This is a genomic window from Haloarchaeobius salinus (assembly GCF_024464185.1).
Taxonomy (GTDB): domain Archaea; phylum Halobacteriota; class Halobacteria; order Halobacteriales; family Natrialbaceae; genus Haloarchaeobius; species Haloarchaeobius salinus.
On the sequence record NZ_JANHAU010000002.1, the window covers coordinates 1037405 to 1049319 of the forward strand.

Genomic DNA, 11915 nt, shown 5'->3' on the forward strand with positions numbered 1-11915 from the left:
ATGGCAGGAGAACTCGCATTCGACCTCGCGCCCGCGATCGTGGCGCTCCCGTTCGCCTCGTTCCTCGTCGCGCTCGCGCTCGGCAACTACATGCCGAAGAAGGGCGCGTCGGCGGGTATCGCCGCGACGGCCGGTTCGCTCGTGCTCTCGCTGTTCGCGCTCGTGACGGTCGCGGGCGGCAGTACGTACCAGCAGGACCTGTTCACCTGGTCCGGGGCCGAGGAGGTGCCGCTTCACTTCGGCATCTTCATCGACCCGCTGTCGGCGTTGATGCTCGTCATCGTCTCGCTCATCGCCCTGCTCGTCCACGTGTTCAGCCTCGGCTACATGAACGACGAGGGCGAGACGGGACTGCCCCGCTACTACTCCGAACTCGGGCTGTTCACGTTCTCGATGCTCGCGTTCGTCATGGCGGACAACCTGCTGATGGCGTTCATGTTCTTCGAGCTGGTCGGGCTCTGCTCGTACCTGCTCATCGGCTTCTGGTTCCGCCAGGATGGCCCGCCGTCGGCGGCGAAGAAGGCGTTCCTCGTCACCCGTTTCGGTGACTACTTCTTCCTCGTCGGCGTCGTCGGCGTCGTCGCGACGTTCGGGACGGCCCGCTTCGTCAGCACGGAGAGCCAGACGGCGTTCCCGGTGCTGGCCGAGGAGGCCCTCGCCGCCGGAACGCAGTACTTCGGGTTCGGTCCCGAGGCGTGGTTCGGCATCCTGGGCCTGCTCGTCCTCGGCGGCGTCATCGGCAAGTCCGCGCAGTTCCCGCTGCACACGTGGCTGCCCGACGCGATGGAGGGCCCGACGCCGGTCTCCGCGCTCATCCACGCGGCGACGATGGTCGCGGCCGGTGTCTACCTCGTCGCCCGGATGTACGGCTTCTACGCGCTGCTGCCCACCGTGCTCGCCATCATCGCGCTCACGGGTGGGTTCACCGCGCTCTTCGCGGCGACGATGGGCGTCGTCAAACGCGAGATCAAGCAGGTGCTCGCGTACTCCACCATCTCCCAGTACGGGTATATGATGCTCGCGCTGGGCGGCGGCGGCTACGTCGCAGCGACCTTCCACCTGATGACCCACGCCTTCTTCAAGGCGCTGCTGTTCCTCGGTGCCGGGTCGGTCATCATCGCGATGCACCACAACGAGGACATGTGGGACATGGGTGGTCTGAAGAACAAGATGCCCGTGACCTACTACACGTTCCTCGCGGGTTCGCTCGCGCTGGCGGGCATCATCCCGTTCGCGGGCTTCTGGTCGAAGGACGAGGTCCTCTACGAGGTGCTCGTCCACGGCCTCGGCAGCGCCGGGACGACCGGCACGATGCTCCTCGCCGCGTACGCGATGGGGCTGGTCGCGGTGCTGTTCACCGGCTTCTACACGTTCCGGATGGTGTTCCTCACCTTCCACGGCGAGGCCCGCACTGACACCGCTCGCGACCCCGAACCGGTCCGCTGGAACGTGAAGGTGCCGCTCGTCGTGCTCGGCGCGCTGGCGACCGTCGCCGGCGTCGTCAACATGGTCCCCGTCGAGAAGGTGCTGGGGATCGGGGGCATCGACTACCTCCACCAGTTCCTCGACTCCGAGTCCGAGCTGGTGGCGAACCTGACCGCACACCACTACGGCGAGGTGCTCCACGACGCTGCGGGCTACACCGCCGACGCCACGGCGTTCGGGAGCGAGTCCGTGACCGTGCTGATCTCGGCGGGCCTCTCGCTCGGCCTGGCGCTCGCCGGCGTCGGGCTCGCGTACGCGCTGTACGGTCGTGACCCCACGCCCGTGGAGCACACCGACAAGCTCGGCGGTCTCAAGACGCTCTGGTACAACAACTACTACCAGGACGAGTACCAGGTCTGGCTGGCCTCGGGGCTGACGTTGCCCCTCGCGAAGGTCGCCGACCGGTTCGACCAGGGCATCATCGACGGCATCGTCAACGGTGTCGGTCGGACGAGCCTCACCGGTGGCTCGCTCGTCAAGCGCATCCAGACCGGTGTCGTCACCAACTACGCCGCGCTGCTCGCGCTGGGCCTCGTCGCCCTGTTGCTCATCGTCGGCGTCACAGGAGGGTGGTTCGCATGATGAATGGAACGATAGAGGCGCTCATCGCAGTCACACTGGTCGGATCGCTCGTCGTCATGGCTGGCTCCGACCGCTACGCGGCGAAGCTGGCGACGGCCTGGAGCCTGATTCCCCTCGTCGGGAGTCTGGGCATGTGGGCCACGTACGACGCAACAGGCAACGCGCTGCTCGGCGGCGAGACCGCGTTCACGAGCCGGGAGACCTGGCTCGGGCTCGGCCCGCTACCGGACATCGAGTGGTTCGTCGGTATCGACGGCATCAGCATGCCGCTCGTCGTGCTGACGACCGTGCTCGTCACGCTCGCACTCGTGAGCGCGTGGACCCCCATCGACGAGCGCCAGTCGCAGTTCTACGGGCTCGTGCTGTTCCTCGAGGCCGGACTGCTCGGCGTCTTCACGGCGCTGGACTTCTTCGTCTGGTTCGTCTTCTGGGAGGCCGTCCTCGTCCCGATGTACTTCCTCATCGGTGTCTGGGGCGGCCCACGCCGGAAGTACGCGGCCATCAAGATGTTCGTCTACACGAACGTCGCCTCGCTGGTGATGTTCGTCGGCTACACCGCGCTCGTGTTCGGGCTCGGTGACGCCGTCTCGACGTTCGCGCTGCCCGAGACCGCGGAGGCGCTCGTCGTCGAGAACGTCCAGCCCGACGAGCTGGCGTTCGTCGGCGGCGAGACGCTGAAGGTCGCCGCGTTCGCTGCGCTGTTCGCCGGCTTCGCGGTCAAGGTCCCGGTCGTCCCGGTCCACACCTGGCTGCCGGACGCCCACGTCGAGGCACCGACGCCCGTGTCGGTGCTCCTGGCCGGTGTCCTGCTGAAGATGGGGACCTACGCGCTGCTCCGGTTCAACTTCACGATGCTTCCGGACGTGGCCCGGGCGAACATGCCCATCATCGCCGCGTTCGCCGTCATCTCCATCATCTACGGCGCGATGCTCGCGCTGGCACAGACGGACCTGAAGCGCATCGTCGCGTACTCCTCCGTCTCCTCGATGGGATACGTCATCCTCGGGCTCGCCGCCTACACGCTGTACGGCGTCGGCGGCGCGACGTTCCAGATGATCTCCCACGGCCTCATCTCGGGGCTGATGTTCATGGCGGTCGGCGTCATCTACAACACGACTCACACGCGCATGGTGACCGATATGTCCGGCATGGCGTCGAAGATGCCGTACACGGTCGGCATCTTCATCGCGGGGGCGTTCGGCTACATGGGCCTCCCGCTCATGTCCGGCTTCGCCGCCGAGTTCTACGTGTTCCTCGGCGCGTTCCAGGCCGGTGCGCTCGACGTGCCGAACTACGACCTGATGCCGGCCTTCACCGCGGTGGCGATGTTCGGCATCGTCATCGTCGCCGGCTACCTGCTCTTTGCGATGCAGCGCACGCTGTTCGGCGAGTACCGCCTCGAGACCGACTACGAGGTCGGCCGCGCACCGCTGCACGACATCGCACCGCTCGCGGTGCTGCTCGTGCTGATCATCGCGCTCGGCTCGCAGCCGGACATCTTCTTCGAGATGATCCGTGAGGCGAGTGGACCGGTCGCGGACCTCGTCGGAGGTGGTGCCTGATGGCGGACACGACCTGGCTCACGCTGGCTCCGGCGTTCCTGCTGGGCCTGACGGGCCTGCTCGTGCTGTACGTCGACAGCATCGGTCGCTCGACGAAGGGCCCCATCGCGGTGCTGTCGCTGCTCGGCTCGCTCGCGGTGGCCGGCGTCGCCATCGCCCTGCCCGACGCGCTCGGGCTGGGCCCCGCCGGCTGGTCGTTCGTCAGCTTCACGCTGCTCGCGATGTTCGGGCTCGCGCTGTTCGTCGACCCCGACGCCAGCAACCGCCGCCTCATCGCGGGGCTCTCGACGGCTGGTGCGGTCGGCGCGTTCGGCATCGCCGCCGCGTTCCTGTTCACCTTCGATGGTGAGCCGGTCAACCCGTTCGGCGATGCGCTCGTCGTCGACGGCATGAGCCTGCTGTTCGCGGTCATCGTCGCCAGCGTGACGGCGATGGTGACCCTCGCGAGCTACAACTACCTCGCTGGACACAGCTACCAGGCCTCGTACTACGCGCTGGTGCTGCTCGCGGCGACCGGCATGACGCTGATGGCGTCGGCCAACTCGCTCGTGACGGTGTTCATCGCGCTCGAGCTCGCGTCGCTGCCGTCGTACGCGCTCGTCGCGTTCCTGAAGAAGAACAAGGGCAGCGTCGAGGCGGGGCTGAAGTACTTCCTCGTCGGCGCGCTGTCGAGTGCCATCTTCGCCTACGGTATCAGTCTGGTGTACGCCGCGACCGGCTCGCTCCAGCTGACGGCCGTGCAGAACGCCATCACCGGCGAGTTCACCGGACTGCTCGGTATGGGCGTCGTGATGGTCATCGGCGGTATCGCGTTCAAGACCGCCTCCGTCCCGTTCCACTTCTGGGCACCGGAGGCGTACGAGGGCGCACCCGCACCCATCAGCGCGTTCCTCTCGTCGGCGTCGAAGGCCGCCGGGTTCGTCATCGCCTTCCGCGTGTTCACCGAGGCGTTCCTGCGCGTCGGCGGTGGCGAGTTCCTCGTCCTCGGCGCGGACTGGGTGCTCGTCTTCCAGATCCTCGCGGTCGTCACGATGACGCTCGGCAACCTCGCCGCGGTGACCCAGGACAAGGTCAAGCGGATGCTCGCGTACTCCTCCGTGGGGCACGCGGGCTACGTCCTGATGTCGCTGGCCGCTCTCTCGGGTGGTGGGGCCGCCGCGACCGCGAAGATCGAGGCCGGCCAGTTCGTCCTCGCCGGTGGGATGATGCACCTGTTCGTCTACGGGTTCATGAACACCGGGGCGTTCCTGTTCATCGCGCTGGCGGAGTACTGGGACGTCGGCCGCACCTTCGAGGACTTCACCGGGCTCGGTCGGCAGGCACCGGTCGCCTCCGTCGCGATGACGGTGTTCATGTTCTCGCTGGCCGGGCTGCCGCCGTTCGGGGGCTTCCTCAGCAAGTACCTGCTGTTCGGCGCGGCCGTCAACAGCGGGTTCGTCTGGCTGGCCGCCGTCGCCATCGTCAACAGCGCCGTGAGCCTCTACTACTACTCGAAGCTCGTCAAGGCGCTCTGGTTCGACGAACGGCCGGCGGACAAGAAGCCGCTCGATATCTCGAGTCGGCCGGTCGGGCTGTACGCCGCCGTCATCTTCGCCGCGGTCGTCACGACCGCGATGTACGGCGTGTTCGGTCCGGTGTCCGACGCGGCCATCGAGGCCGCTGCGGCGCTGCTGTAGGCCGACCGCGTTTCTCCTTCGTGTCGATACGTTTTAGCCCGCGGAGTGGAACCACCGGAGTATGGTAACCCGGCTCTTCCTCGGTTGCGGGGTCGTCACCCAGCGGTTGCTGGAGGCGACCGAGGGCTGGACTGGGTCGGCACGCGTCGTCTGCGACGCCGAGAGCCGCGTCGCGACGCTCCGCGAAGAGGGCGTCGACGCGACCGTCGGCGACCCGAGCGACGCCGAGACGCTCGCCGGGCTCGCCGACGTGGGCGTGGTCGTGGTCGCGAGCGACGACACCGAGCGGAACCAGCGTATCGCCACCGCAGCACGGCGTCGCTTCCCCGACGCCTTCCTGCTCGCGTACGCGGGCCGTGACGGTGACACCGAGGTGCTCCGGTCGGTCGCCGACCGCGTCGTGGACCCGGTCGACGCGGTGGCGACCCGGGCGGTCGATCAGGTGACCGGCGAGGCGGCCGAGGACTCGCTCCGGCTCCGACGGGTGCTCGCGGAGATCGACGGCCCGCTCGCGGTCGTGATGCACGACAACCCCGACCCGGACGCCATCGCGAGCGCCGTCGCCTTGTGCCGGCTGGCCGAGGCCGCCGGTACCGACGCGGAGGCGTGCTACTACGGGGAGATCTCGCATCAGGAGAACCGTGCGATGGTGAACCTGCTCGACCTGGACCTGCGGACGCTCGGCCCCGAGGACGACCTCGGGCAGTTCGGGGGCTTCGCGCTGGTCGACCACGCCCGGCCGAGCGTCAACGACCAGCTGCCCGAGGAGATCCACGTCGACATCGTCGTCGACCACCACCCGCCGCGGGGGCCGGTGCAGGGCCGCTACCAGGACCTCCGGACGGACGTGGGCTCGACGAGCACGCTGCTGACGGACCACTTCGGTCGACTGGGCGTCCCGCTCGACGAGCCCATCGCGACCGCGCTCCTGTACGGCATCCAGATCGACACGGACGAGTTCAGACGGGAGGCCTCGCGGCTGGACTTCGAGGCCGCGGCCCGGCTGCTCCCGCACGTGGACGAGGCGGTGCTCGACCGCATCGAGTCCCCGAGCGTCGACGGCGAGACGATGGACACGCTCGCCCGGGCCATCGAGAACCGCGAGGTGCGCGGCTCGGTGCTCGTCACCGGTGTCGGCTCCATCTCCGACCGCGACGCGCTCCCCCAGGCCGCGGACAAGCTGTTGACGATGGACGGCATCACCTGCACGCTGGTGTACGGCTTCATCGACGACGTGACGTACGTCTCCGCCCGGGCTCGGAGCACCGACGTGGACCTCGGGGAGACGCTCCGGGCCGCGTTCGACCAGATCGGCAGCGCGGGCGGCCACGCCGACATGGCCGGCGCGCAGATCCCCGTGACCCAGGCCTTCGGCGAGTTCGCGGACGACGACGAGCGCGACGGGGCCATCCGCGACGTCATCACCGACCGGTTCTTCGACGCGTGGTACGAACGACCGCGAGATCACGACCTGATGACGGTCCCACGGGGGGCACCGGGACTCCCGTTCGACCGCGACGACGGGTCCTGACCGGAGCGTGCGTCGCACCGAGAACGCAGGTTTTTGCCCACGGGACGGTTACGGGGTGCCATGGACGATGAGCCGAGCGGCCACGGGAAACCCCGGGTCAGGGACTACATGACCCAGGACGTGGTGACGGTGTCGCCGGACGCGACGGTCAGGGAGGTCGCCGAACGGATCGACGAGAGCGACGAGCACAGTGGCTTTCCCGTCTGTGACCGCCGGCGCGTCGAGGGGTTCGTGAGTGCGCGCGACCTGCTGCTGGCCGAGGGTGACGAGCCGATATTCAAGGTGATGACGACGGACCTCATCGTCGCCCACCCCGAGATGAAGGTCACCGACGCCGCCCGGGTCATCCTCCGGTCCGGCATCCAGAAGCTGCCGGTGGTCGACGACGCCGGCAACCTCGTCGGCATCATCTCGAACGCGGACGTCATCCGCAGCCAGATCGAGCGCGCGACCCCGGAGAAGGTCGGGAAGCTCCGTCGCACGCTGGAGAACATCCACGGCGTAGCGCTGGCCCAGGAGCGCCGCCGGATCGAGCTCGACCGGCTCATCCCGACCCAGAAGAAGGTGTACGCGGACGAGCTGGAGGGTCGGCGCTACGAGCTGGAGCGCGGGCTGGCCGAGCCGCTGGTCGTCATCGACAACGACGGGACGCTGCTGCTCGCGGACGGTCACCACCGCGTCATGGCCGCGGACCGTCTCGACATGACCGAGATGGACGCGTACGTCATCGTCGTCGAGGACGCACTCGAACTCGGGATGGCGGAGACGGCGCGCAAGGAGGGGCTGGAGTCGCTGGACGACGTGCAGGTCGTGGACTACGCGCGGCACCCGCTGGTCGAGACGACGAAGCGACTCCAGTGACGCGGGTTACGTCCGACGGTCGGCGGGGGGCTCGCGCCGGTAGTCGACGATCTCGGTGTTCGCATCGAGCGTGAGGACGAGCGCCTCCGCGGCGTCCTCGACCACCACGTCGACCTCGAGCCTGACCGGGTCCTCGGCGACGACCGTGCCGTTCGACCCGGTCGCGTGCTCCATGTCGAGGTAGTCGCCGTCCATCTCGACGCCGTGCTCGTGGTAGTACGCGACGACGGCGGGGTCGTGCGCGACGCAGACGGAGACGGGTAGCCAGAACCGCATCCCGCACTCCTCACAGGAACACTCCGCGAGGACGGCGTCCTCGTCGGGGTCGTGTTCGTCGTCGGCCGCGTCCTCGCAGTCGCCCGCCTCGTCGGCGATAGCACGGAGGTACGCCTCGCTCGGTTCGGCCGGCGCGGTCACCGTGGTCTCGCCCCAGCAGTGCGGGCAGCCGCCGGCGCGGACCCGCTGGACCTGGTCGCGGACGCGAGCGTTGGCGAGGTCGACGACGGTCGACATGTCGCGGTCGTGGACGGCGGCGGGCGGGAGCGTCGTCGTCAGTATCCGGTCGTGGTCCGGGCAGACCACCCTGAGGTAGCCGTACTCGTAGACGGCCTCGAGCGGCTCGTCACAGACCGGACAGGTCCGGTCGAGTTCACCCCGCCGCTCGGTGCGCCCGGCGGTCTGGTCGAACGTCCCGGCACGGAGCGCGCCGGCGAGTTCGAAGCCGGCGTTGGTGAGGACGTACTCGTCGCCGAACTTTGAGACGAACGAGCCCCTGAGCTGGTCGAGGTGGTAGTTGAACTGGCCGGTGTCGCGGACGCCGACGGCGTCGCGCAGCTCCGAGAAGCGCAACCCGCGCGGGATCCACGACTCGCGGCGCTCCTCGGCGAGCGCCTCGATGGTCGCGAGGCGGATCTCGTGACCGAGCACCTCGAAGGCGTCGGCGGGCGGCGTCGGGTCATCGGGGGGGACGGAGTGGTCGGTGGTCCCGGACCCGTCGTGCTCTCCGGTTCCCATACTCGCGACAGTGTGTCGGGAGCTACGAAGAGCTGTCGACCGAAACATACTATTTTTTACAGAAATGCCCTTCTGAAAATCGTTAATGGGCGTGTCGCACAACGACGAGTCATGAGCGCGAACGTGTCGCTCGACCAACGACCCGAGTCGACAGCGGCGGACGCGGCCGACCTCCCTCCGGCCATCGTGGTCGAGGGGTTGACGAAGGTGTACGGCGACGGCGACGACGCGGTCCGTGCCGTCGACGGCGTCGACCTGTCAATCGAGCGCGGTACGACGGTCGGCGTCCTCGGCCCGAACGGTGCGGGCAAGACGACCACCATCAAATCGCTGCTCGGGCTGGTCCTCCCCGACGCGGGCACCGTCGAGATCGCCGGTGTCGATGCCCACGAGAGCCCCCGTCGGGTGTACCGCCACGTCGGCGCGATGCTGGAGGGGGCTCGGAACGTCTACTGGAAGCTCAGCGTGCGGGAGAACCTCGAGTTCTTCGCCGCCCTCGGCGGGCAGTCCGTCCCGGAGACCAGGGAACGCCACGACCGCCTGCTCGACGCCTTCGACCTCGCAGCGAAGGCCGACGAGCCGGTGAACGACCTCTCGCGCGGGCAGAAGCAGAAGGTGTCGCTGGCCTGCACGCTGGCCCGCGGGACCGACGTGGTGTTCCTCGACGAGCCGACGCTCGGGCTCGACGTGGAGGCGTCGCTCGAACTCCGGCGCGAGCTCCGTCGGCTCGCCGAGGAGGAGGACATCACCATCGTCCTCTCCAGTCACGACATGGACGTCGTCGAGGACATCTGCGACCGCGTCGTCATCCTCTCCGAGGGATCGGTCATCGCCGACGACCCGGTCGACGACCTCGTGCAGGTGTTCGAGACGCAGGCCTACCGGGTCACCGTCGAGGGGCCCGTCGCCGAGACGACCCGGACCCGGCTCGTCCGCGAGTTCGACGCCGACGGCTGGACCGAGACCGGCGACCGCACCGGCTTCGACGTGACGCTCGCCGACGGCGACGCCCTCTACGACGTACTCGACGTGCTCCGGGCCGCCGGACTGAGCCTCGTCGACATCGACGGCCAGGACCCGGACCTGGAGGAGGTCTTCCTGGAGGTCACCGGGCGAGCGAACGGGGGTGATGGCACGTGAGCACGGGGACCGGCGCGACGACGGTCGACACCGGCGTCCGCGGGTATCTCGGCTTCCTCCGGCAGTCCGCACGGAAGCGGGTCGTGTTGCTGCGGCGCTACCCGGTCAACACGCTCTCGCAGCTCGGGACGGTGTTCCTCGTGTTCCTCGTGCTGTTCTTCGGCGGACAGGCGCTCGCGCCGGCAGCCATCGGCGACACCCTCGGCGGGCTCATCGTGGGCTACCTGCTGTGGAGTATGTCGCTCACGGCGTACTCGGGGCTCTCCTGGAACGTGACCCGCGAGGCGCAGTGGGGCACCCTCGAACAGCTGTTCATGTCGCCCTTCGGCTTCGGGCGGGTGATGCTCGCCAAGACCGTCGTGAACCTCGCCGAGGCGTTCCTGTGGGGCGTGGCCACGCTCGCGTTCATGCTGCTGGTCACGGGGCAGTCGCTCACGCTCGACCCCCTGACGGTGCTGCCCCTCGGCCTGCTCGCACTCCTCCCGGCTGTCGGTGTCGGGTTCGTCTTCGGGGGGCTGGCCATCCGCTTCAAACGCATCGAGAACGCCTTCCAGCTCGTCCAGTTCCTGTTCATCGGGCTCATCTCGGCCCCGGTCGCCGAGTACCCCGTCCTCAAGTGGCTCCCGCTGGCACAGGGGAGCTACCTCCTCCGGCGGGCGATGGCGGACGGCGTGGCCCTCTGGGAGCTGCCGCCCGCCGAGGTCGCGGTGCTCCTCATCACCGCCGCGGTCTACCTCGGGCTCGGCTACGCCGCGTTCACCTACTGCCAGCGGTGGGCGCGCCGCGAGGGCGTGATGGGCCACTACTGAGTTCGGGCCGACAATTCTTACACCGGGAGCGACGTAACGGTGGTATGACCGACCGGACCGAACACCGCGTCCTCGACGACCTGTACGATGCGCTGCAGGACACGGTGTACATCTTCGACGACGACCGTGTCCTCATCGACGCGAACGCCCGGGTCGGCGAGGTGAGCGGGCGACCGCGCGATGCGCTCATCGGTGCCCAGTTCGAGGACCTCCTGGAGCGGTACGTCGCCCCGGAAGATCACGAGCGATTCGCGGCCGCGTTCGACCGTATCGAGAGCGAGGGGCCCGACTCCGAGCGTCTGGCCCTCACACTGCTGAGCGAGGACGGGCCGGTGCCGGTCGATGCCCGGTTCGTCCGTCACGAGGGGCGGACCGTGATGGTGGTCCGCGACCTCACCGAACAGAAGGAACGCGAGAAGCGCCTCACCGAGCTCTCCGAGGAGCTGGACGTGCTCAACCGGGTGCTCCGCCACGACATCCGGAACGACATGAACGTCGTCCTGGGCTGGGGTCAGGAGCTGGAGCCACACGTCGCCCCGGAGGGTCGCGAGTCCTTCCTGAACATCGTCGATGCGGTCGAACACACCGTCGAGCTCACGAAGGAGGTCCGTGACCTCGCCGAGGCGATCACGAAGGGCGAGGAGTTCCCGACCCGGCCGACCCATCTCGCCCACGTGCTCTCGGACCAGCTCGCGAAGAACCGCAAGAAGTTCGAGGCGGCCACCTTCGAGGTCGACGGCGACCTCGCTGCCGTCACCGTCTGCGGGAACGAGATGCTCGCCTCGGTGTTCGACAACCTCCTCAGCAACGCCGTCATCCACCACGACGGCGACCACCCGACGGTGACGGTCCGCACCGAGGTCGACGGCGACGCGGTCGTCGTCACCGTCGCCGACGACGGCCCCGGCATCCCGGACTCGCGGAAGCGGCTCGTCTTCGGCCGCGGCGAACACGGCATCGACAGCCCGGGAACCGGTATCGGTCTCTTCCTCGTCGACAGTCTCGTCGACGGCTACGGTGGCTCCGTCACCATCGAAGACAACGACCCCCGTGGGACGGTGTTCATCGTCACGCTGCCACTGGCCGAGGAGGACGCCGCAGCGTGTGACCACCCCGAGCAGTGAGCGGCCGAGGGGTTCCCGACCGTCCGTGTCGGGACCCTCACCCGGTGACCCCAGCCGCAACGAACACCAATCCGAGCGAGACCGCACCTGCGACCACTGGCCGGTACCGAACCATTATTGCCCGGTCCGGC

At 68.5% G+C, this 11915-nt stretch carries 9 protein-coding genes; 8 read left to right on the forward strand and 1 reads right to left on the reverse strand.

What is annotated here, in order from left to right; all coding sequences use genetic code 11:
- From nuoL to NO345_RS11895, 5 genes are all read left to right on the forward strand, one after another.
- On the forward strand, positions 1-2067 hold the full coding sequence (gene nuoL / locus NO345_RS11875; protein ID WP_256299423.1) for an NADH-quinone oxidoreductase subunit L: 2067 nt from the start codon (positions 1-3) through the stop codon (positions 2065-2067).
- Positions 2067-3629: a complex I subunit 4 family protein gene (locus NO345_RS11880; RefSeq protein ID WP_438266770.1), complete on the forward strand. Its 1563-nt coding sequence runs from the start codon at positions 2067-2069 to the stop codon at positions 3627-3629. Before nuoL ends, NO345_RS11880 begins: the two co-directional genes overlap by 1 nt.
- Complete coding sequence (locus tag NO345_RS11885; RefSeq protein ID WP_256299427.1) at positions 3629-5305, forward strand: NADH-quinone oxidoreductase subunit N; 1677 nt, start codon at positions 3629-3631, stop codon at positions 5303-5305. The genes NO345_RS11880 and NO345_RS11885 overlap by 1 nt, the downstream gene beginning before the upstream one ends.
- 61 nt (positions 5306-5366) lie before the next feature.
- The gene (locus NO345_RS11890) at positions 5367-6836 is read left to right on the forward strand and encodes a DHH family phosphoesterase (RefSeq protein WP_256299429.1); all 1470 of its coding nucleotides are present in this window, start codon (positions 5367-5369) and stop codon (positions 6834-6836) included.
- Positions 6837-6896: 60 nt separating this feature from the next.
- Positions 6897-7697, forward strand: coding sequence for a CBS pair associated ParBc domain-containing protein (locus tag NO345_RS11895; RefSeq protein ID WP_256299431.1), 801 nt, complete (start codon positions 6897-6899; stop codon positions 7695-7697).
- 6 nt (positions 7698-7703) lie between these two features.
- Here the strand turns inward: NO345_RS11895 and NO345_RS11900 are convergent, their stop codons facing one another.
- A complete protein-coding gene (locus NO345_RS11900; protein WP_256299434.1) occupies positions 7704-8711 on the reverse strand; it encodes a DUF7351 domain-containing protein in 1008 nt (335 codons plus the stop codon).
- A 111-nt stretch (positions 8712-8822) separates the two neighbouring features.
- On the opposite strand from NO345_RS11900, the gene NO345_RS11905 reads away from it, so the two are divergent.
- The 3 genes from NO345_RS11905 to NO345_RS11915 are packed head-to-tail and all read left to right on the forward strand — an operon-like array spanning position 8823 to position 11784.
- Positions 8823-9851, forward strand: a complete 1029-nt coding sequence (locus tag NO345_RS11905; RefSeq protein ID WP_256299436.1) for an ABC transporter ATP-binding protein — start codon at positions 8823-8825, stop codon at positions 9849-9851.
- Positions 9848-10660 carry an ABC transporter permease gene (locus NO345_RS11910; protein WP_256299438.1) on the forward strand — a complete coding sequence of 271 codons (813 nt, stop codon included), beginning with the start codon at positions 9848-9850 and terminating at the stop codon, positions 10658-10660. Before NO345_RS11905 ends, NO345_RS11910 begins: the two co-directional genes overlap by 4 nt.
- A gap of 44 nt (positions 10661-10704) precedes the next feature.
- Positions 10705-11784, forward strand: coding sequence for a PAS domain-containing sensor histidine kinase (locus tag NO345_RS11915; RefSeq protein WP_256299440.1), 1080 nt, complete (start codon positions 10705-10707; stop codon positions 11782-11784).
- The last annotated feature ends 131 nt before the right edge of the window (positions 11785-11915 follow it).

Coding starts and splice junctions, on each gene's coding strand:
- nuoL (WP_256299423.1), top strand. CDS start 1: ATGGCAGGAGAACTCGCATTCGACCTCGCGCCCGCGATCGTGGCGCTC.
- NO345_RS11880 (WP_438266770.1), top strand. CDS start 2,067: ATGAATGGAACGATAGAGGCGCTCATCGCAGTCACACTGGTCGGATCG.
- NO345_RS11885 (WP_256299427.1), top strand. CDS start 3,629: ATGGCGGACACGACCTGGCTCACGCTGGCTCCGGCGTTCCTGCTGGGC.
- NO345_RS11890 (WP_256299429.1), top strand. CDS start 5,367: ATGGTAACCCGGCTCTTCCTCGGTTGCGGGGTCGTCACCCAGCGGTTG.
- NO345_RS11895 (WP_256299431.1), top strand. CDS start 6,897: ATGGACGATGAGCCGAGCGGCCACGGGAAACCCCGGGTCAGGGACTAC.
- NO345_RS11900 (WP_256299434.1), bottom strand. CDS start 8,711: ATGGGAACCGGAGAGCACGACGGGTCCGGGACCACCGACCACTCCGTC.
- NO345_RS11905 (WP_256299436.1), top strand. CDS start 8,823: ATGAGCGCGAACGTGTCGCTCGACCAACGACCCGAGTCGACAGCGGCG.
- NO345_RS11915 (WP_256299440.1), top strand. CDS start 10,705: ATGACCGACCGGACCGAACACCGCGTCCTCGACGACCTGTACGATGCG.